Genomic DNA, 19,403 nt, shown 5'->3' on the forward strand with positions numbered 1-19,403 from the left:
GACGACTGCGGACGCGTATCGGCAATCCCGCGGCGCTGGTTGCGTCCGGGTGATCCGTGAAGTTCATGCCCTCTTCGAAAGTGATGAGGGCGCAGGGAATGCCGCATAGGCGTTAAGGTAGCGCGAGCATCGATTGATACTTGCGTTTTCGAGGAGGCTCGCGAAGGTGGCGCCCCAACGCGCGTTTTCTGCGGCGCAAGCAACGGATGGTTGGTTGTGGAATGATTGCTTGCAGCAAGGATGCAACGAGCTGCTGCAGGACCCGCCAAGCGCCAGGCGTCGTTAAGCGGCCTGCGTCCAGTGGGGAGAGTCCTCGAAGTCGCTGGCAAGCGGCTCGAGCAACAGGATGATCAGGAGGTGGGCCAGCAGGTAGGGCTTGGCAGAGCGCGGATCGGTTCCTGGCGGCGTCTTGAGGCCAATCAGACTCTTCAGTCGCTTGAACCCAAGCTCGATCCGCCATCGCAATCGATAGAGCGCAAGCACATCTTTGGTGGAGAACTCGTCCCGCGCGAGCGACGTGATCAGAATGACCCAATCCGCAGCCTCCAAAGTTTCTTTGGAGATGATGCGGTTTTCATCTTTTGCGTCTTGCCGGGCTTTACGCCGAGAAGCAGCAGCCGCACCGGTGGGCTTCTTGATTGCGACCAGACGCATAGCCAGAGGCGCGCCGCCCTTGCGCTTGATCCAAATCTCCCGATCGACCAGTCCGCGCGCCTTCGCGGCACGCAATTGGGCCATCAGATCGAACGGAAGGCCTTTGGCGTCAAGCCAACGTGCGTTCTTCCAGCCCGCTCGGATCAAAACGTCGGCCCCGGCTTCGCGGACGGCCGCAATGCGGTCAGGTTGCAGATAAGCGCGGTCAGCAATGCGGATCTCGTTCTTGACCACTGGTATCCGGTCAAACGTTTCGCCCTCTTGCTGATCTGTCAGCTCGAAGTGACCAAAGCGCTCATAGGGCAGATCAAATGCGCTATGAACGCGCCAAAGCTCACTGTTCTTGCGCGCAGCCGGTCCCGCCTGAGGCACTGTCGTCGCATCGATGATGCGGATCAGGCGGCCTTGGCTCGCCTTCGGAGCTGCCGCAGCGAGCAAGCCCTCCACCAGCACCGCAAACCAATCACCACATTGACGCAGCCGATAGAACAACGCCACGCTGGTGAGGTCGGCAAGGCCAACAGAAGCCGCCCATGCGGCTGTCGATCTCAGCCCTCTTTCACCCAAACAATAGGCCAGCATCAGCCGAAGTAACGTCACCGCATCTGGAATCTGCCGCCGACGCGCGAAGGCCTTCGTCTGGCGCGCAGTTTTCTCGAGCTGCGCAGCCCCGCCCAGCTGCGCAACCACTCTCGTCCAGTCCTCGTTCAGGAGCGATTCGTCTGCCATCCCCTGTTCGAATCACGGCGGATTCCAACACTCAAGCATAAACTTAACGCCTATGGGGAATGCCGGGTGTTGGCCTCACCCATGGCCCGCCTGCAGAAGAAAAAGCAGGCGGCAGTCACCACAGGTTCAGCCGGGACATCCGGCATTCCCTGCGCGATGGCTTACGGCTTATACGCGCTCTCCTCGGGGACCGGCTTGATTGCCCCCGTGTCGCGACGACGCGCTATGCGCGTCGCGCTGGGCGCCAGCACCGGGGCGCCAGGACCACGCGATTTCGCCGTCCATGAAAGCATTGCTCGTCCGCGCAAGATGCGCGCGATGCTCTCACGTCCACCGCATTGCCGGTCCAACGTATCGTGACGACGCGTACGTCCCTCATCCGGACCGGAACGGTGCGTAGCATACGACTGATTTGCTGATTTTCAGAAGCGATTTATTTTTCCTGCGGCCTCTTGAAGCAGGTCTTGTCATTGAAGTCGTTCATGAAATGAGCGCTTCAGCGCCGATGGCCGTCATTGCGAGGAGCGCAGCAACGAAGCAACGACAAAGCAAATCTTGCTGGCTGCATCAAATCTCAAAACCCATAGAGCCGGGCCGGATTGTCGACCAGGATCTTCTTGCGGATCGTAGCATCCGGCGCCCACACCGGCAGCTGGTTCATCAGCCGGCCGTCGTCGATCTGATAGAGCGGGGCGATGTCGGTCGGCTTGCGGTCGGGACGAATGGTGGAGTCCGGATGCGGCCAGTCGGTGCCCCAGACGATGCGATCCGGATTGGCTTCGATCAGTGCCTTGGCGAAGGGAATGACATCCCGATAATCGGGGGCGAGCTTGGAGGCGCGATAGGCGCCGGAGATCTTCACATAGGCCTTGCCGCTCTTCACGAGTTCGATGAGGTCCGGAAAGCCGGGCTGCTCCAGTCCGAGCTCGGCCTGTGCGCCGCCGAAATGATCGAACACGGCCGGCACCGGCGAGGCCGTCACCAGATCCTTGATCGCCGCGATCATCGGCGTGTTGGTGTAGAGCTGGATGTGCCAGCCCCGTGCCTTCATGCGTTCGACCGCGGCGGAGAACCGCGCGCGTCCGACCGAGGGATCGTTGATGCCGCCGGTCGCGAGATTGATGCGGATGCCGCGGAAGCCTTCTTGTTGCATCCGGTCGAGATCGGCTTCTGGCGTCTTGTCATCGATCACAGCGACGCCGCGCGCATTCGCCCCCCGTGCCTTCATGCCGAACAGCGTCGCTGAATTGTCGGTGCCGTAGACGCTCGGTGTCACGATCACCACGCGCTCGATATGCAACGCCTTGTGCAGCGCAGCCATTTCCTCGGGCGAGGCCTGTTCGGGCGTATAGACGCGCCCCGCGAAGAACGGAAATTTCGCGGGATCGCCATGAATATGGGTGTGGCAATCGCAGGCATGCGCCGGCACGTCGAAGTCGACCGGCGTCGACGGCTGCGCCGCCTTCGCCTGCGCGCGTTGTTGAGGCATTGTCATTCCGGCCGCGATGCTTGCGAGCAATAGGGTGCGTCGATTCAGCACGATCAGGTCCTCCCCGCAGGATGCGGCGCATTCGTTGTTGCGGATGATGCGTCATTCTGCGGATAAGCGTGACCGCTTCCACGACAGGAAACAAGGGACAAAGAAGACGATCAGGACTGCAATCAGGTCGGCGCGAAGTTCCATCAGGTCACGGGATGCAAGCATATGCGGTATGGATGATGACCATCACGTGAACATTGTCGTGAGGTCTATGCAACGTCCATGTCTCTGATAGCCTCAGCAGGTGCAGAGACGTCGAGCAGCAATTTTCGACACGACCGACCGTCTGCTGTCGGGCAGGTGTGCCTTACAGGAGCGCGGGCGGGAGGGGACTTTGGATCCTTTTTCCGAGATGCTTAAGAAGAGCGAGGAACGATCATGATCAAGCTGAAAATCAACGGTCAGGAACAGAGCTGGGATGGCGACCCCGATCTTCCGCTGCTTTGGTTCCTTCGCGACGAGGTCGGCCTGACCGGCACCAAATTCGGTTGTGGCCAGGCGCTGTGCGGGGCCTGCACCGTGATGGTCGATAACAACGCAGTGCGCGCCTGCATCACCTCCGTGTCCGACGTGGCCGATCGCCAGGTCACGACGATCGAAGGCTTGCACCCGACCGGGGACCATCCGGTGCAGAAGGCCTGGCGTCAGGTCAACGTTCCGCAATGCGGATTTTGCCAGGCTGGCCAGATCATGCAGGCCGCCGCGCTGCTCGCCAGTAATCCCAAGCCATCGCACGACCAGATCCGCGAGGCGATGTCGGGCAACATCTGTCGCTGCGGTTGCTATCAGCGCATCGAGAACGCCGTCCATCTCGCATCTACGGGAGTGTGACATGAATTTCATCGCCAGTTCGAACAAGCCTCGCGGCTTTGAAAAAGCGATCAGGGTCGAGAACGTATCGCGCCGCAACATTCTGAAGGGCCTCGGCTTGGCCGGCAGCTTCGTGCTCGCCGCTCCGATCCTGTCGCGTCCCGCCTTTGCCTATGAGACCGGCGCCGCGAAGATGCCGCACGGCGTGGTGGTCGATCCGAAAGTGTTCGTCGCCATCGCGCCTGACGGCGCTGTCACCATCCTTGCGCACCGGGCGGAGATGGGCACAGGCGTTCGCACCAGCCTGCCGCTGATCGTCGCCGAGGAAATGGAGGCGGAGTGGACCCGCGTCCATGTTCAGCAGGCCCATGGTGACGAAACCAAGTTCGGCAACCAGGATACCGACGGCTCGCGCAGCACCCGGCACTATCTGCTGCCGATGCGGCAGATCGGCGCAGCGGCCCGCACCATGCTGGAGCAGGCCGCGGCCAAGCGCTGGGGCGTCCCGGCGACTGAGGTGAAGGCGGTCAAGCACGAGGTCGTCCACGACGCGACCGGTCGGCGCCTCGGCTTCGGCGATCTCGCCGCCGACGCAGCCAAGGAGTCCGTGCCCGGCATCGAAGGGCTGAAGCTGAAAGACCCGAAGGACTTCCGCTATCTGGGCAAGGGCGAGATCAGCATCGTCGACCTGCACGACATCACCACGGGCGCGGCGCATTATGGTGGCGACATCCGCCTGCCGGGCATGAAATACGCTGTCATCGCGCGGCCGCCGGTGACCGGGGGCAAGCTCGTCTCGTTCGATGCTGCGGCGGCGCAGAAGATCTCCGGGGTGGAAAAGGTGATGGAGGTCAAGGGCTGGCCCTGGCCCTCCAAATTCCAGCCGCTCGGCGGCGTGGCAGTGATCGCACGCAACACCGGCGCGGCGATCAAGGGACGCGATGCGCTCAAGATCGTCTGGGACGATGGCCCCAATGCGAAATACGACTCCGTCGCCTATCGCGCCGAGCTCGAGCAGGCGGCACGCAAGCCGGGCCTTATCGTCCGCAAGGAGGGCGATGTGGACGGCGCGCTGAAGACGGCCGACAAGGTGGTCGTCGGCGAGTATTACATTCCGCATCTCGCGCATGTCAGCATGGAGCCTCCGGTTGCGGTGGCGAACGTGACGGGCAACAAGGCCGAGATCTGGGCACCGGTGCAAAGTCCCGGCGGCACGCGCGAAGACGTCGCGAAGACGCTCGGCATCCCGCTGGAGAACGTTACCATCAACGTGACGCTGCTCGGCGGCGGCTTCGGCCGCAAGTCCAAGTGCGACTTCGCGCTCGAAGCGGCCCTGCTGTCGAAGGAGCTGGGCACGCCGGTGAAGGTGCAGTGGACGCGCGAGGACGACGTCCAGCATGACTTCCTGCACACCGTCTCGGTGGAGCGCATCGAGGCAGGCCTCGACAAGAACGGCAAGGTGATCGCCTGGCGCCACCGCAGCGTCGCGCCCAGCATCGCCTCGACCTTCGCCGCCGGCGCGGTGCACCAGGCGCCGTTCGAGCTCGGCATGGGGCTGATCGACGTGCCGTTCGAGATCGCCAACATCCAATGCGAGAATCCGGAAGCCGCCGCGCACACGCGGATCGGCTGGTTCCGCTCGGTCTCGAACATCCCGCACGCCTTTGCCGTGCAGTCGATGGTCGGCGAGATCGCGCAGGCGGCGGGCCGCGACCAGAAAGACATGCTGTTGGAGATGATCGGCTCGCCGCGGCACGTCGATCTCTCCTCGGTCAAGGATCCCTGGAATTACGGCGAGCCTTACTCCAGCTATCCGATCGACACCGCGCGGCTGCGCAAGGTGGTCGAGCTGGTCGCGGAGAAGGGCGAGTGGGGCCGCTCGCTGCCGAAAGGACACGGGCTCGGCATTGCCGTGCATCGCAGCTTCGTCAGCTACATCGCGACCGTCGTCGAGGTCGCCATCGACGACAAGGGCAAGCTGACCGTGCCGCGGGTCGATACGGCGATCGATTGCGGCACCTACGTCAATCCCGAGCGCATCCGTTCGCAGATCGAGGGCGCCGCGATCATGGGTCTCAGCCTCGCCAAGTACGGCGAGATCACCTTCAAGAACGGCCGTGTGCAGCAGAAGAACTTCGACGACTTCCCGGTGCTCCGCATCGACGAGGCGCCGCTGGTCACGAACGTGTACATCGTGCCGCCGGCGGCGGACACACCGCCAAGCGGAGTCGGCGAACCCGGCGTGCCGCCGTTCGCGCCGGCGCTCGTCAATGCCATCTTCGCCGCGACCGGCAAGCGCATTCGCGCGCTGCCGATCGGCAAGCAGCTGGAGGCGTAAGAGGGAACGGACCTTCGCAATCCCTGTTCATTGATCTGACCACTGCACTCAGTGCACTTGGAGGGACAGACGATGAGCAGCGCCTTCAAGGCGCTCGCGGCGATATTCATCCTCGCGGGCGCCGTTTGTTTCGTCACGCAGCCGGCCGCGGCAGAGGACAAGACGCCGCCCGCGACGGCCAGCCGGCCTTCGGCCAGCGGCCCGGATCAAAGCTCCGTGCCGAACGCGGCGCCGCCGGCCTCGCGCACCCAGACCACCGGGCAGTCCGGTCAGGATCAGACGGTCAAGGAGATGAACGAGCGCGAGCGCAGCAAGGTCGAGCGCGAGGGCAAGTGAAGCGCCAATCAAGTGAAGCGCCAATGACGGGACGGCGCTCGACGCGCCCTCGTCACTGCCCCGACGGCGTGCGCAAGCCGTGCCAGGCGTCGCGCACCTGGTGGTAGTGCACCTCGGGCAGATAGTCCGGCGTATTGAGGTTGAGGTTCTTGACGTCGAGCCGGCCGACCGCGCTGAGCAGCGTGTAGGAGGCGATCACGCGATCGCGCTGGGCGCCGATCAGCCGCGCCTTGGCCTGGATCAGGTCGGCCTGCGAGTTCAGCACATCGACCGTGGTCCGTTGCCCGCCCTGTGCCTCGCGGGAGACGCCCTGCAGCGCCACGGTGGCGGCGCGTACCTCGGCTTCCGAGGCACTGACCGCGATCTTGGCGCCCTCATTGGCAACCCAGGCGCTGACCGCGGCGGTGCGCGCCTGGTTGCGGACCTGATCCAGCACGAGCCGGCTTTGCGCCGCGACCTCCTTGGCCTGCCGGGTCTGCGATGCGGCCATGCCGCCGTCATAGATCGGCGCGTTGATGTTGGCGACGATCGAGGCCTGGTCGGTGCCGCGGGTGCCGAGCGTCGGATCGTTATCGCGGCTCTTGCTCGCGCTGCCCTGCAAGGTGACGGTCGGCAGCAGGCTGCTCTCGGCGACCCGGATCGAGGTGGAGGCCACATCGACATCGAATCCCGCCGCGGTGACGGCCGGGTTTTCCTTGATCGCGAGTGCGATCGAATCTTCGCGGCTGCGCGGCAGCAAGCGGTCGATCGGATCGGCGGTCTTCAATGCCCCGGGCGGCATGCCGATCACCTGCGCATAGGTGGCTTGGCTGACCGCAAGATTGACCTCGGCGCTGTTGAGATCGGCCAGCCCACGCTGCAGCCGCGCTTCAGCCTGCGAGGCGTCGGTCGGCGTGACATCGCCGGCATTGAGTCGCCGCTGCGTGACCGCCAGCGTCTCGCGCAGGAAGGCGACGTTGGAGCGCTGCGCTTCGACCAGCGACTGATTCGCGAGCACGTTGGTGTAGGCGGTCACGGCATCGAGCAGCACGCCCTGGCCGGCATTGCGCAGCGACTCCCGCCCGGATTGCACCTGCAGCTCTGCGACGCGGACGCTGTTGGCCGTCTTGAAGCCGTTGAAGAGTGTCTGCGTCACGGTGACGCCGATCACCCACGGCTTCAAGTTCTCGGATTGGATGGTGTTGGTCGGCAGAAGGTCGCGCACGGCCTGAAGGCCGGCGCTCAGCGTCCCGACGATCTGGGGTCGATAGCCGGACAGCGCTTGCGGTACATTCTCGTCGGTGGCGCGCTGACGCGCCCGCTCAGCATTGAGCTGCGGACTGGTCTGATAGGCCTTGGTCAGCGCCGTGGCGAGATCTTCCGCGCGCGCCGGCACGGTCAGACCGGCAAGGCACACGATCAGCGCGAGAGACAAGCCTGTGCAAGGTACATGTCTCCGGCCGCCGCCAAGTTCTTTGGCTCGCCTCACCATCCCGACTCCGCCGCATCCCGTTTATTGTTCCAATCCTGTTTACATGTTTATGCCGCAGCATCGCCACAGGCAAAGCGTCGCTGTGAAAAACCCCAGATATTTCCGGGATTTGTTGTTGCTGCGACGCCACAGACTCATTGTCGCAGCGCTGCGGCATAGCGGCGCGATTTACGAGGTGTGCGAGTAGGGTGCGATCAACCTGGGGGCGACAGCCTCGCCAGCAAGCTCGCAAAGAAGCTCGCCAAGAAAACCGATTGCGACACAGATCGCGGATTCGCGGCGGGCAGGGCTATTTGTTCTTGTTCACCGGCTTGCGCTTCTCGATGAAGGCGGCCATGCCCTCGGCGCGGTCTTCCAGGGCAAAGGTCGCGTGGAAGAGGTTGCGCTCCACGCTCAATCCTTCCGCCAGCGTGGTCTCGAGCGCGCGGTTGACGGCTTCCTTGGCCATTGCGGCGGTCGGGCGCGACATCGACGCGATCTTTTCCGCCGCCGACATGACCTCATCCATGAGCTTGTCGGCCGGGACCACGCGACTCACCAGGCCGCTGCGTTCCGCCTCCTGGGCATCCATCATGCGCCCGGTCAGGCACAGATCCATGGCCTTGGCTTTGCCGATCGCGCGGGTCAGGCGCTGGGTGCCGCCAATGCCCGGGATCGTGCCCAAGGTGATTTCCGGCTGGCCGAACTTGGCCGTGTCGGCGGCGATGATGATGTCGCACATCATCGCGAGTTCGCAGCCGCCGCCCAGCGCGTAGCCCGCCACGGCCGCGATCGTCGGCTTGCGGCACTTCGCGACCCGATCGCCGCCGATCGCGGTGAAGTCGCTGGAGAACATGTCAATGAAGCTTTTCGGCTGCATCTCCTTGATGTCGGCGCCGGCCGCGAACGCCTTGTCGCTGCCGGTGATGACGATGCATCCGATCGCGTCGTCGGCCTCGAGGTCGTCGACGGCCGCGGCAATTTCCCGAAACACGCCGAACGACAGCGCATTGAGCATTTTCGGACGGTTGAGGGTGATGATCCCGACCGCCCCCTTGCTCTCGACGATGATGTGCTCGAACACGCTCATGCTCCCACCCCGCAAATCGTTCAGCGGACAATTTGCCCGCTGCCGGCATGCGCATCAAGTGGAAGGTCGCTGAAAGAGCTGCGCGTCCGCCAGACAGGCGGGCGCAGGGTCTCAGAGCATGAACATGCGAGCGGCGGAGCCCAAGGTGAGCAGGGTGCCGCAGGCGATGAAGATCTTGCCGACAATGGACGCCTTGTCCCAGCCGGAGCTGTCGTCGCTACTGACCGTCGCAACGCTGGCCGGTGCATCCTCGGCCGGGGTGGACGCTGCCACGGCGGCGTTGTCAGTCGCTCCGCTGGCGTCGGCGGGCTGAGCCATGGGAGCGGCCTGCATCTCGGTCGCGGGGGTGGCAGGCGCGCTGCCGTCGGAGCTTGCCGCAGCGTTGTCCGATGTCATGGCCGGGGCGGGAATTGTGCCCCAGTCGGTGGCAAATGCAGGGGCAGAGCCGATGACGCCCAGGACGAGCGCGGCTGTAAGAATCAATGCCGAACGTGCACTACTGGCTTGGATTGTCATTTGGTCATCTCCCCATCCCGCCAGTCCCGCCGGAAGTGAGACCCCGACGCGTGTCGGGAACGGGGCGGAAAAAGGGAATTTTTCCGTCCGCGAAGGCCAAAACGGGGCACCGCACAGCGAGGCTGCCCGCGCGCCAATTCGATGCTAAGACCCGACAGGGCCATGCTGACAGGACTCTTGCCGGGATTTGCCATGAAGATATTGCCGTCACGGCTTCGTGATTTTTCCGGCAACCGGCGTAACAACCTGAAACTTGGGGCGAATAGCTCTTGTAGGTGCGCGTGTGCGCGAACGTGACGACGAATGGACCGGCTTGATGCGGCAGGCGATCGCCGGCAACGACGAGGCCTACCATCGTCTGCTGAAAGCGGTCACACCGGTGTTGCGGGCCGCGGCGCGCCGTGGCTTGGCGCGTGCCGGCCAGCCGGCCGACCAGTCCGAGGACATCGTGCAAGAGATTTTGCTGGCAGTGCATTTGAAGCGACATACCTGGGACGCCAGCGCCCCGTTCGCGCCTTGGCTGTTTGCCATCGCCCGCAACAAGCTGATCGACACGCTGCGTCGTCGCGGGCGGCGCATCTTCGTCAATGTCGATGATTTCGCCGAGATCCTGGCGGAGGAGCCGCCGGCGCCCACCGTTTCGGCCGCCGAGCTCGAGGCGCAGCTGAAGACCCTGCCGCAGCGTCAGCGCGAGGTGCTGCAGTCGATCGCGGTCGAGGCCAGCTCGATCAGGCAGACAGCTGCGAAGTTTTCGATGAGCGAGGGCGCCGTCCGGGTGGCGCTGCATCGCGCCCTGACGGGCCTCAGTGCCAAGCTACGGGAACAGTGACCATGGAGACCGATCAACTGATCCGGACCTTGGCCGCCGACAATGCGCAACGCGCGCTGCCGGTCGGCATCGTGCTTGCGCTGGCCTTGCTTGCCGCGACGCCGCTCTCCACCGCGATGTTCCTGCTTGGGCTCGGAATCCGGCCCGACATCATGGTTGCGGTGCGCAACCCGTTTTTCGACCTGAAATTCGCCGTGACCTTGGCGCTTGCGATTCCCGCAACGATCATCAGCCTGCATCTGTCCCGACCAGAGGCCTCGCTGCACGGCTGGGGCTGGCTGTTGCTGGCGCCGGTTCTCGTGCTTGCCGGCGCCATCGTGAGCGAGATGATGCTGCCGCAGCGGCTGCCGATGCTGACGCGTCTCGTCGGGCATAACTGGCTGCTCTGCATGAGCGCGGTCCCCGTGTTGTCGCTGCCGCTGTTGGCCGCCGCCATGTTCGGTTTGCGTCACGGTGCCCCCCGCCGCCCCGCAGTGGCAGGGGCAATTGCTGGCCTTTTGTCGTCGGGATTCGCGGCCACGCTCTACGCCGCTCACTGCACCGACGATTCCCCGCTGTTCGTGGCCACCTGGTATACGATCGCGGTCGCCTTCGTGGCCGGCCTCGGGGCGCTGATCGGCAGGAAAGTCTTGCGCTATTGAGGAGAGCCTCAGGCCGTCGGGGCCGAGGCGGAGAACTCCTGCATGCGATGAAAGCGCAGCACCTGCTGCGCGGTCGAGGGGCGCAGCCTCTCATAGGCGGCCTTGGAGACCGACAGATCGACGGGGTTGCTGCCGTTCAGCGCGTCGCGCATGTCGATGAGCAGCGCGACCGTTGACCATGGCAGTCCCGCGACCTTGCCCAGGATCATCACCCCTTCGGCACGACCCTCGACCATAATCGTTTCGGCCACATCCACCGACACATGGGCCAGCGCCGCAATCGCTGCATTGGCCTCGTCGAATTTCTTCTCCTCGGCAAACTGCTCGATGAGCGGACCATCCAGCCGGCCGTCCGCATGGAGCGAACGGACCAGGGCATGGGCGATTTCGGTCTGTTTCGTCTGGGCGACGGATGCTGAGCGGGCCCGCCTTGCGCCCGCGCGCACCGCAACGCAAATCTGGCTGACCTGATCGGGCTGCGCCGCCTCGAGCCGCTGTCGTACCGTCTCGGAGGCCTTGGTCACCAGCTTGAGATAGACGTGCCGCGGCAGGTTCGGCCGGAGCGCAAGGCAGTCCGCAAGCTCCTCGTCCTGCTCGGCCCGGTCGACAAGTTGTTCGAAGCCACCCTCGGAGAACTCTGCGCCTGGATTGGCTGCGGTGCTTCGGACGACCTCATCATTGCCGCGCAGGAGCAGCACGTCGGTCACGGCCCGGCTCAATACGCGGCGGATCGAGATCGCCAACAGATGCGCTTGGCTCTTGGTTCGGGCGGTCTCGATCAGCACGTCGTCGTCGAGCCGTTCGGATTTGGACAGCACGGGTCCTGCGACTTCAATGGCGTCGTCTTTCGCCAGCCTGTGCATGGTCTGGAATGGGGCGGTGTCGACCGCCGCCAGACGTCGCGCGAGGAGAGCCTTGGCCGAGACCTCGATATGTTCGATCAGGCATTGGAAGACGTCGTCGAACAGCACGATCTGTTCGGCGGAGAAATCCAGCGCATTGCGGACGAAGAGGTCCGTCACGCGCTGCAACGTTTCGACCCGCCGTGCGACCGTCCCATGGGTGAGCGTGCTCTCGAGTTCGTCGAGCAGGCTCCGGGTGCGGTGGACGGGCTTCAAATTCATTACTAAGAGACCTGACGCATTCTACGAGCCTCAGAGGCTCGAACTGAAATCGAAATACAAAGTCGCCTTTCAGCGGCCGGCGGCGCCATGCCGCCTCCGGGAGCGAGTGCCCTTGCGCTGGCGAGCCCATGTTCTTGTCAATCGTGGAACTCGGGCCGAAAAGCTAGGTCGTAAGCCTTTCGTTTTAGTATCCAAGGAAACCGCCGGGTATTCGTGCCCGACATGGGTCCATACCCGATACCGCAAGGCGCCCACCGATAGGATGCGCCGTCAGGCGCCGTCGTTTGGGCTGAGTTTTGGGGAGATTTCACCCGAGTGCGGTATGGCCAGCGGCCCGATGCCATCCTGCGGACGAGGGCTGCGGAAAATGCTGTAATGTGCGCTAATTCACAGAGCGGATCGGCGCTTTCCAATACCTTGAAGATTTTTGCACGGCCCATCGAACCGCGTACGGCTTACCCCCGACCAAACATGCGAGACGGCCATTGAGCGTGACCCAGGCGGAATCGGACGAAACCCTGATCGCCCGGATCGCTCGAGGCGACCGGCTCGCCATGCAGGTGCTGTATGGGCGGCACCACGTCAGGGTGTACCGTTTCGGGTTGCGACTCGTGCGGCACGAACAGATCGCTGAGGACCTGATCAGCGAGGTGTTCCTCGACGTGTGGCGTCAGGCTGGCAAGTTCGAAGGCCGATCCGCCGTCTCGACTTGGCTCCTGGCGATTACGAGATTCAAGGCCCTCTCGGCACTGCGGCGCCGCAAGGACGTCGAATTGGAAGACGAGGCTGCCAATGCGATCGAGGATACCTCCGATGATCCGGAAGTGGCGGCGCAGAAGAAGAATACCGGGGAAGCCTTGCGGAAGTGCCTGACGGCACTTTCGCCCGACCACCGGGACATCATCGATCTCGTCTACTACCACGAGAAATCCGTGGAAGAGGTGGCTGAGATCGTCGGAATCCCGGAAAACACCGTCAAGACGCGCCTGTTCTATGCGCGCAAGAAATTGGCCGAACTCTTGAAGGCGGCCGGCGTTGAGCGAGGCTGGCCATGATCGCTTTGAGCAAGAAGATGCTGGACCATGAGCCCAGTGAGATCGAACTCCTGTTGCCCTGGTATGCAGCAGGCACCCTGAATCTGCGCGACAAGCAGCGGGTGGAGGAGGCGCTGGCCCGCGATCCCGAACTCGCCGGGCAATATGCCGTCATCCAGCAGGAATATGCCGAGACCATCGGCCTCAACGAAAGCCTCGGCGCGCCTTCGGTGCGGGCCATGCAGAAATTGTTCGCTGCGATCGATGCCGACCCCACGCAAAGTGCCGTGGTATCGCGCGGCATGTTCGCGCGCGTGCTTGGCTTTTTCGACGGCCTGTCGTCGCGGACGCTGGCCTGGTCGGCGAGTCTCGGCGCGTTGCTTGTGCTGTTGCAGGCCGGCCTGATCGGCGCGCTTCTGGTGAGTGGTCAGACCGCGACCTACCAGACGGCCTCTCTGAGCACGAACGAGAGGGCGGCGGACAACCGCGCCGTAGCGCCCAGCGCGAGCCAGCCCTTGACGCGTTCCCTTGGGACGCAGCCGGCGGCTCCCGTGCATGTATTGGTGCGCTTTGCGCCGGATGCGCGCATCTCCGACATCACGGCGTTGCTCGACCGCTACCAGGCATCGATCATCGGTGGCGCCAAGGGTGGCATGTTCCAGCTGCAATTCGGTGATGGCCCGATGTCGAAGGCCGACGCTGACAATCTGATCGGTCGCCTGCGGCGAGAGAAGATCGTCGGCCTCGCGACGGCCGTGCCGTAACCGTCTGGAATAAGGCGAGGTTCGAGCGCCCGTGGTCGGTGCCGAACCGACCGCGCGGCGGGGAAAGCCGCTTCGCACTCTTCGGATCATGCTTTTGGCGCAGCAGCCAGATTTTTCGCGAATGCTCGAATAATTCGCCGGGTCGCTTGAACGTGGGCCGGACCGGTCGCGACAAAAGAATGTGGGAGCGGTTAACCCTCCCCATAGCTGTATCTGGGCGCGAGCGCCCATCCACCCCAAGCGCCCATATAGCTAGACCCGTCCGGTTGTCCCCCCGGACGGGTCTTTCGTATCGGCTTCAGAAAGCCGGTCAGTCAGTAATATGCAATTTATAGTTGGTTTGCTGCGCGTGAACGTGCGCAAAGATTGTAGTTCTGACGGCATTCTCGCCGTCGCATCGGCCAGGGAGCCGGCGCAGCTACGGTCCGGCCGACATAAATTTGGGCGTTAGCTAGACTTTATTAACCTTCTCCACAAAATATTGCCGTCACGTCGTGTTGATTCGTGCCGAGTAAGTTGCGTCCGTCCTCTCTCCTTGCGGGCTCCTTATGACACATCGACTGAACGTGGCGTGCAGCCGCGAGCTGTCTGAGCGCTGGTGTGCGCTCGCCCAGCGGCGTCTGGATCATCTCACCGAGCTATTCGAGAGCGGCCGCTGGCGCCGCTATCACACCGAGCGATCCCTTCTCGAAAACATCCGGGAAGCGAAAGCGGCGGTGAAGACGTGGCGGGCGCTGGCGCTGGGCGAGAGCGTCGGCCGGGAGACCGGCTCTGCCCAAATGGATGTCGAGGCCGTACCGGCGCCACGGCCGCGCTTTCGGCCTCCTGTCGATCGCCACAAGCCGGTTCTCCAGCCCATCGAAGTCCCGCCGACGATCGAGACCGTTTTGGCGGAATCCGATATCGTGGTCCCGGAGAAGATGGTCGCGCCTGAGCCGGTGCCGAGCACGCCGCGGATCGATATGGCCGCGCTTGAGGAAGCTTTGAGCGTTGGGATGAAGGCCGATGTCGGGCCGCCGCTGCTCGATCTCGACGAGATCGAGCGCCGCTATCCGGCGCTGCGCCACGCGCTCTGAGACGACTATCGCACGACGGCGTTGCCGGTGACGACAAGCTGTGCATGGGCCTTTGTGCCATCCTGACAGAGGTCGTCCGTGACCGGCTTGAGGTGATCGAGCCCGAGCACCGCGCCGCGCGGCGCACCTGAGATCATGTTGTTGCTGATGAGAGCACTGCCGGCGCCGGAAACCACCGACACACCGACGCCAGCCAGCGCATTGCGGATGACGTTGCCGGAGATCACGACGTCGCGCAGATATTGGCCCCAGCCGGCGACGATGCCGAACGACGGCGCGTTCTCGATCACATTGCCGGTGACGGACGTATCAGCCTCGACATAGATGCCGATGCCCGCATCGTCATCGGGGGCGGTCCCGATCGGCCGCTTCGGAAGCAGGTTGCGGATGATGTTGCCCTGGACCACCGCGAGGCGGCCGCCTTCGTTGAAATTGCAGACGGAGACGCCGAACGCGGCGCCGTCCACCGTATTGCCGCTGATGACGGCGCCCTCGAACGCGAATTCGGAATAGAGCGCGACTTCGCGCACGTCGGAGACACTGTTGCCTGTGATCTGAATGTTCGACGCCGAATTGCCGCGCACGGCGGAGTAATCGCAGTTCCTGATGCGGTTGCCGCGCACGATCACATTGCCGGCGCGGAACGCGTTGATGGCATTGCCGTATTGGCCGGAGCCGCCGGGGCCAGCCTTGATGTTCTCGATGCGGTTGTCGAGCACCAGCGAGCCGTCGTCGCCAATGGCGGTCCGCAGGATTTCGATGCCGTTGTCGCTCGTATCTGTAATCGTGTTGCGCGAGACGATCAGTCCCTTCGCATCGAAGGAGACGATCGCCGTAGCCGCGATATGGGTGATGATGTTGCCGATGACGTCGCCGGAAACCTGCTCGAACCAGATGCCGCTGCCGCCTGCGTTGGTGATCTCGCAATCGATGATGCGGACATCGCGTCCACCGAGGCCATGCACCAGGCCGCGCCGCGCGGGGAGCGGGATGTTGCCGCCATCGAGCGTGAGTCCGGTCAGGCCGATGCCGTCGGCGCCTTCGCCCGATAGCAGGGAGGGGCCGCCGCCGGCGAAGAGCAGTTTCGTCGCGCCCCTGACGCCGATGAGCTGGCTGCCGCTCGGAAGGTGCAACAGGGAGGTGCGGTAGTTGCCCGGCGGCAGCGCCAGCGGCACTTGCGCACGCGCAGCCTCGTCGATCGCGCGCTGCAGCACACGGGTCTGGTCGTCAGGACTATTGGGCCGCACGCCAAATTGCGTGGCATCGCGGCCGAGCGTCGACGTCAGCGGGGCGGAACGTGCGGAATCGGCCGGCAGGGTTAGAGCACCGGCGGTACCGGCAACGGAGGCGCCCAGAATAGCACGGCGATTGACGTCCATGACCAGCATCTCGCGCGAAAGTGGCGTGCTGCCACCACTTAAGCCGAAACGCTGAACCTGGACGGTAATGGCTGAGGAAGGTGGAGGTGTTTGTTGCCCGTAGGGTTAAATCTTTACTGGAGGCCACAGCTGCAAGGCCGTCACCTCGACAAGCAACAGGCGGGCGACAATTTGCCGATATGCCGCCATCGTGCGGGAACCAATAACAGGCGCCGAACTTGGTCCAGAAGAATCGCTCGGCGAGGAGAAGGGTTATGCATCTGTCCAGTCAAAGTCTGCTGGTTATTCTTTTTGTCGGCATCATCGCGGGGTGGCTCGCGGGGCGTGTCATGGAAGGCGGCGGTTTCGGCCTGATCGGCGACTTGCTCGTTGGACTCGTCGGCGCATTCATCGGCGACTGGCTGCTGCCGAAACTCGGAATTCATCTCGGTGTCGGCCTTGTCGCCGCGATCCTCAACGCCTTCATCGGCGCGGTGGTGCTGCTGCTGATCCTCCGTTTGATCAATGGTGGATTTGGTTATCGCCGCCGCGGCGCGTGGTAACCGGTTACGGCCATCGTCTCAGCTTGAACCACGGCCATCGATTGCAAAAGAAGCCAGCCCGCGAATGCGCGTGCTGGCGTCCTGCCTCGTCAGCTTCACCAGCTCCATCAGCATGGCTTCGCCGGCGTCGACCAGGTGTTCCACGCTGATGGCGCGATAGCCTTTGCGCAGCATGGCGCCGTCACGGGGTGGCAGCGGGATATGGACGAAGGCGGCAAGCGCCGGCCCATCCGCGGTCCTCGTCGCCTCGATCGCCCGCCAGCTCAAGTAGTTGCAGAGATAGCTGCCGGCGTCGCGCGATGGCCTTGCATCGATGCCGGCCATGCGCGCGGCGCGCAGCAGTTTGGCCGTATGCGGGCCGAACAGCATGGGCGCTGCGCCAGGCACGATCGAGCCTTGGCGCGCGACGTCGCGGTCGGCGTCGGGAAAGGTCGTCGTGATTGCGTTGCGGGCGCGGGTCTCGATCCGGACGTGCGCCGTGCGGCTGGCAAGCCCGAACATCAGCATCGCGTCGGGGCGCCGCTGCGCGATTAGCTCGGGCAGCTTGCGATCGACGGTGCGGTAGGTCACATGGAAGATGTGGCTGGTCAGCTCGACATCGTCCAACGCGGGGCGGCGCAGGGCCGCGAGCCGCTTGACCAGCGGCATGGTCGGATTAAACGGCGCGCCCGGGAACGGGCCGAAGCCGGTGATGAGGATGCGAAGGGGCTTGCTCATTGGAGCATCTCCGCGAGCTTTTCGGCTGCGACCGCGGGTGCAATGTGGCCTTCCGCCACCTCGGTCTCCAGCTTCCTCACCTTGGCGCGAACAGCGGCATCGCTGCGCAGCCGCGCCATGATGCGGCTTTCCAGCATCGACCACATCCACTTCACCTGCTGCTCGCGGCGGCGTTGCGCGAATTCGCCTGACGCGGTCATCGCCTTGCGGTGATCCAAGACCTTTTGCCAGAGCTCGGCGATCCCAGCGCCGGTCAGCGCCGAATAGGTCGTCACCGGCGGGTGCCAGTGTTCGGAGCGCGGGCTGAGCAGATGCAGCGCGCCGCGATAATCGGCTGCGGTGATATTGGCGCGCTTGAGATTGTCGCCGTCGGCCTTGTTGATCGCGATCATGTCGGCGAGTTCCACCAGGCCCTTTTTGATGCCCTGCAGTTCGTCGCCGCCCCCCGGCAGCATCAGGGCCAGGAAAAAATCGGTCATGTCGCAGACCGCGGTTTCGGATTGCCCGATGCCGACGGTCTCGACCAGGATCACGTCGAAACCGGCGGCCTCGCAGAGCAGCATGGCCTCGCGCGTTTTGGCGGCGACGCCCCCGAGCGTGCCGGAGGAGGGCGAAGGGCGGATGAAGGCGTGCTCGGCGTGCGACAGCCGTGCCATCCGCGTCTTGTCGCCGAGGATGGAGCCGCCGGTGCGCGCTGAAGACGGATCGACCGCGAGCACCGCAACCTTGTGGCCCTGTTCGATCAGATACATGCCGAGCGCGTCGATGGTGGTGGACTTGCCGACCCCTGGCGAGCCGGTGATGCCGACCCGGATCGCGCGCCCCGTCTGCGGCAGCACCGCCTGGACCAGCTCGCGCGCCGCGGCCTGGTGGTCGGCACGGCGGCTCTCGACCAGGGTGATGGCGCGGGCGAGCGCGGCGCGATGGCCGGCGCGAAGGTCGCGGGCGAGGCCAGCAATGTCGGGAGGCTGGACAGTCGAACGTGGGGACATGCCTTCGTTATAGCCGATCGAGGCTCGCCCGCTAGTTCTCTTCCGCATCCCCCTTCGGCCGGCTGCCGCCGAAGATCGCCTGGCCCTCCGCACTGAGATAAGGCTTCAACGTCTCCCACGGAACGAAGGCGACATAGTCCCCCTCGGCATAGGGGCCGACCGCGTAAGGCGGATAGTGGAAGGTGAGTCCTGAACTCTTGCCCGCTTCGGTCGACGGCGCCAGCGTCACGGCGCCGATCTTGAGCAATTTCGGTTCGAGCCCCTTGAACCATTCGTCGGTCGCGGTCTCGGCGGCATCGCGCTTCTTCTTCTCGGCCGTCAACGAGACGATGATCGCTTTCAGCATCGCCTTCATGGTCGGGCCGTTATCGGCGGTCTCCGTGAAGAAGGGGCGGATCGAGATGCGCTTGTTCTCCGCCCTGTCCCATAGGATGGTGTCCACCGTCCTGTTGGGGTGCGCCCCGTGGGTGTCCATATAGTCGTTTCGGACCACGCTGACATAGCGATCGGCCACGATCGAGCGCACCGAATAATCGCGCCCAAAGGAGTAGGGGCCGTCGCGGAACAGCTCCTTGTCCTCTTTGAACTCCTTGGCGGCATCCGCAGCCTGTTTGTCGATCCACTTCCGCCCCTCGGCGAGGCAGTTCGCGGCAAGCGCCGGATCGGCCTTGATCTGTGCGTCGAGCGTGACGGTGGCCTCGACGGCCTTGGTCTTGATCGACGCGTCCGGCTTGGGCTCCGCGGCAAAGCCCGGCGCGAGCGCGAGCAGCCCAAGCAGGAGGGCGAAAGAGAATCTGGAACAATGCATGGAAATACGATCCGGTTTCCTGGACATATGTGCG

Annotated in this window: 19 protein-coding genes; 9 read left to right on the top strand and 10 right to left on the bottom strand. The window is 64.1% G+C overall.

Annotation, left to right across the window (positions count from 1 at the left end; all coding sequences use genetic code 11):
- Positions 1-282: 282 nt before the first annotated feature.
- Together QX071_RS24410 and QX071_RS24415 are read right to left on the bottom strand one after the other, a co-directional pair.
- On the bottom strand, positions 283-1,383 hold the full coding sequence (locus QX071_RS24410) for an IS4 family transposase (protein WP_315701243.1): 1,101 nt from the start codon (positions 1,381-1,383) through the stop codon (positions 283-285).
- A gap of 574 nt (positions 1,384-1,957) precedes the next feature.
- Positions 1,958-2,923, bottom strand: coding sequence for an amidohydrolase family protein (locus QX071_RS24415; RefSeq protein WP_315706161.1), 966 nt, complete (start codon positions 2,921-2,923; stop codon positions 1,958-1,960).
- 378 nt (positions 2,924-3,301) lie between these two features.
- Between QX071_RS24415 and QX071_RS24420 the strand changes: the two genes are divergently transcribed.
- The 3 genes from QX071_RS24420 (at position 3,302) to QX071_RS24430 (ending at position 6,407) form a co-directional block, all read left to right on the top strand.
- Positions 3,302-3,754 (top strand): (2Fe-2S)-binding protein, encoded by a 453-nt coding sequence (locus tag QX071_RS24420; protein WP_315706160.1) that lies wholly within the window; start codon positions 3,302-3,304, stop codon positions 3,752-3,754.
- A 1-nt stretch (position 3,755) separates the two neighbouring features.
- Positions 3,756-6,071: a xanthine dehydrogenase family protein molybdopterin-binding subunit gene (locus QX071_RS24425; RefSeq protein WP_315706159.1), complete on the top strand. Its 2,316-nt coding sequence runs from the start codon at positions 3,756-3,758 to the stop codon at positions 6,069-6,071.
- Between the two features lie 72 nt (positions 6,072-6,143).
- A complete protein-coding gene (locus tag QX071_RS24430) occupies positions 6,144-6,407 on the top strand; it encodes a hypothetical protein (protein WP_315706158.1) in 264 nt (87 codons plus the stop codon).
- 52 nt (positions 6,408-6,459) lie between these two features.
- On the opposite strand, the gene QX071_RS24435 is transcribed toward QX071_RS24430, so the two are convergent.
- The 3 genes from QX071_RS24435 to QX071_RS24445 form a co-directional block, all read right to left on the bottom strand.
- The gene (locus tag QX071_RS24435; RefSeq protein WP_315706157.1) at positions 6,460-7,878 is read right to left on the bottom strand and encodes a TolC family outer membrane protein; all 1,419 of its coding nucleotides are present in this window, start codon (positions 7,876-7,878) and stop codon (positions 6,460-6,462) included.
- Positions 7,879-8,167: 289 nt separating this feature from the next.
- Complete coding sequence (locus QX071_RS24440) at positions 8,168-8,947, bottom strand: enoyl-CoA hydratase (RefSeq protein ID WP_315706156.1); 780 nt, start codon at positions 8,945-8,947, stop codon at positions 8,168-8,170.
- A 111-nt stretch (positions 8,948-9,058) separates the two neighbouring features.
- A complete protein-coding gene (locus QX071_RS24445) occupies positions 9,059-9,463 on the bottom strand; it encodes a hypothetical protein (RefSeq protein WP_315706155.1) in 405 nt (134 codons plus the stop codon).
- Between the two features lie 283 nt (positions 9,464-9,746).
- On the opposite strand from QX071_RS24445, the gene QX071_RS24450 reads away from it, so the two are divergent.
- Together QX071_RS24450 and QX071_RS24455 are read left to right on the top strand one after the other, a co-directional pair.
- Positions 9,747-10,292 (top strand): sigma-70 family RNA polymerase sigma factor, encoded by a 546-nt coding sequence (locus QX071_RS24450; RefSeq protein WP_315706154.1) that lies wholly within the window; start codon positions 9,747-9,749, stop codon positions 10,290-10,292.
- A 2-nt stretch (positions 10,293-10,294) separates the two neighbouring features.
- A complete protein-coding gene (locus QX071_RS24455; protein WP_315706153.1) occupies positions 10,295-10,933 on the top strand; it encodes a DUF1109 domain-containing protein in 639 nt (212 codons plus the stop codon).
- Between the two features lie 8 nt (positions 10,934-10,941).
- On the opposite strand, the gene QX071_RS24460 is transcribed toward QX071_RS24455, so the two are convergent.
- Positions 10,942-12,057, bottom strand: coding sequence for a DUF2336 domain-containing protein (locus QX071_RS24460; RefSeq protein WP_315706152.1), 1,116 nt, complete (start codon positions 12,055-12,057; stop codon positions 10,942-10,944).
- A gap of 485 nt (positions 12,058-12,542) precedes the next feature.
- On the opposite strand from QX071_RS24460, the gene QX071_RS24465 reads away from it, so the two are divergent.
- The 3 genes from QX071_RS24465 to QX071_RS24475 all read left to right on the top strand — a co-directional run bounded on the left by QX071_RS24465 (position 12,543) and on the right by QX071_RS24475 (position 14,931).
- Complete coding sequence (locus QX071_RS24465) at positions 12,543-13,112, top strand: sigma-70 family RNA polymerase sigma factor (RefSeq protein ID WP_315706151.1); 570 nt, start codon at positions 12,543-12,545, stop codon at positions 13,110-13,112.
- Entirely contained in the window at positions 13,109-13,855 is a 747-nt protein-coding gene (locus QX071_RS24470) for a hypothetical protein (RefSeq protein ID WP_315706150.1), read from the top strand. Before QX071_RS24465 ends, QX071_RS24470 begins: the two co-directional genes overlap by 4 nt.
- A 548-nt stretch (positions 13,856-14,403) precedes the next feature.
- Entirely contained in the window at positions 14,404-14,931 is a 528-nt protein-coding gene (locus tag QX071_RS24475) for a TIGR03809 family protein (protein ID WP_315706149.1), read from the top strand.
- Between the two features lie 5 nt (positions 14,932-14,936).
- On the opposite strand, the gene QX071_RS24480 is transcribed toward QX071_RS24475, so the two are convergent.
- A complete protein-coding gene (locus tag QX071_RS24480) occupies positions 14,937-16,310 on the bottom strand; it encodes a TIGR03808 family TAT-translocated repetitive protein (RefSeq protein ID WP_315706148.1) in 1,374 nt (457 codons plus the stop codon).
- 254 nt (positions 16,311-16,564) lie between these two features.
- Here QX071_RS24480 and QX071_RS24485 point away from each other — a divergent pair, with 254 nt between their 5' ends.
- On the top strand, positions 16,565-16,852 hold the full coding sequence (locus QX071_RS24485) for a GlsB/YeaQ/YmgE family stress response membrane protein (RefSeq protein WP_315706348.1): 288 nt from the start codon (positions 16,565-16,567) through the stop codon (positions 16,850-16,852).
- 18 nt (positions 16,853-16,870) lie between these two features.
- On the opposite strand, the gene QX071_RS24490 is transcribed toward QX071_RS24485, so the two are convergent.
- The 3 genes from QX071_RS24490 to QX071_RS24500 are packed head-to-tail and all read right to left on the bottom strand — an operon-like array spanning position 16,871 to position 19,369.
- Positions 16,871-17,569, bottom strand: coding sequence for a pyroglutamyl-peptidase I (locus QX071_RS24490; protein ID WP_315706147.1), 699 nt, complete (start codon positions 17,567-17,569; stop codon positions 16,871-16,873).
- The gene (meaB, locus tag QX071_RS24495) at positions 17,566-18,561 is read right to left on the bottom strand and encodes a methylmalonyl Co-A mutase-associated GTPase MeaB (protein WP_315706146.1); all 996 of its coding nucleotides are present in this window, start codon (positions 18,559-18,561) and stop codon (positions 17,566-17,568) included. Before meaB ends, QX071_RS24490 begins: the two co-directional genes overlap by 4 nt.
- A gap of 31 nt (positions 18,562-18,592) precedes the next feature.
- On the bottom strand, positions 18,593-19,369 hold the full coding sequence (locus QX071_RS24500) for a DUF3298 and DUF4163 domain-containing protein (protein ID WP_315706145.1): 777 nt from the start codon (positions 19,367-19,369) through the stop codon (positions 18,593-18,595).
- Between the last annotated feature and the right edge of the window lie 34 nt (positions 19,370-19,403).

Origin of the sequence: Bradyrhizobium sp. SZCCHNS1022 (genome assembly GCF_032484835.1) — a bacterium.
GTDB lineage: Bacteria > Pseudomonadota > Alphaproteobacteria > Rhizobiales > Xanthobacteraceae > Bradyrhizobium.

Excerpts from the sequence above, each read along its gene's own strand:
- QX071_RS24435 (WP_315706157.1), bottom strand. The coding sequence starts at position 7,878 with ATGGTGAGGCGAGCCAAAGAACTTGGCGGCGGCCGGAGACATGTACCT.
- QX071_RS24425 (WP_315706159.1), top strand. The coding sequence starts at position 3,756 with ATGAATTTCATCGCCAGTTCGAACAAGCCTCGCGGCTTTGAAAAAGCG.
- QX071_RS24445 (WP_315706155.1), bottom strand. The coding sequence starts at position 9,463 with ATGACAATCCAAGCCAGTAGTGCACGTTCGGCATTGATTCTTACAGCC.
- QX071_RS24490 (WP_315706147.1), bottom strand. The coding sequence starts at position 17,569 with ATGAGCAAGCCCCTTCGCATCCTCATCACCGGCTTCGGCCCGTTCCCG.
- QX071_RS24440 (WP_315706156.1), bottom strand. The coding sequence starts at position 8,947 with ATGAGCGTGTTCGAGCACATCATCGTCGAGAGCAAGGGGGCGGTCGGG.
- QX071_RS24485 (WP_315706348.1), top strand. The coding sequence starts at position 16,565 with ATGCATCTGTCCAGTCAAAGTCTGCTGGTTATTCTTTTTGTCGGCATC.
- meaB (WP_315706146.1), bottom strand. The coding sequence starts at position 18,561 with ATGTCCCCACGTTCGACTGTCCAGCCTCCCGACATTGCTGGCCTCGCC.
- QX071_RS24455 (WP_315706153.1), top strand. The coding sequence starts at position 10,295 with ATGGAGACCGATCAACTGATCCGGACCTTGGCCGCCGACAATGCGCAA.
- QX071_RS24470 (WP_315706150.1), top strand. The coding sequence starts at position 13,109 with ATGATCGCTTTGAGCAAGAAGATGCTGGACCATGAGCCCAGTGAGATC.
- QX071_RS24500 (WP_315706145.1), bottom strand. The coding sequence starts at position 19,369 with ATGCATTGTTCCAGATTCTCTTTCGCCCTCCTGCTTGGGCTGCTCGCG.
- QX071_RS24480 (WP_315706148.1), bottom strand. The coding sequence starts at position 16,310 with ATGGACGTCAATCGCCGTGCTATTCTGGGCGCCTCCGTTGCCGGTACC.
- QX071_RS24430 (WP_315706158.1), top strand. The coding sequence starts at position 6,144 with ATGAGCAGCGCCTTCAAGGCGCTCGCGGCGATATTCATCCTCGCGGGC.
- QX071_RS24420 (WP_315706160.1), top strand. The coding sequence starts at position 3,302 with ATGATCAAGCTGAAAATCAACGGTCAGGAACAGAGCTGGGATGGCGAC.
- QX071_RS24410 (WP_315701243.1), bottom strand. The coding sequence starts at position 1,383 with ATGGCAGACGAATCGCTCCTGAACGAGGACTGGACGAGAGTGGTTGCG.
- QX071_RS24475 (WP_315706149.1), top strand. The coding sequence starts at position 14,404 with ATGACACATCGACTGAACGTGGCGTGCAGCCGCGAGCTGTCTGAGCGC.
- QX071_RS24460 (WP_315706152.1), bottom strand. The coding sequence starts at position 12,057 with ATGAATTTGAAGCCCGTCCACCGCACCCGGAGCCTGCTCGACGAACTC.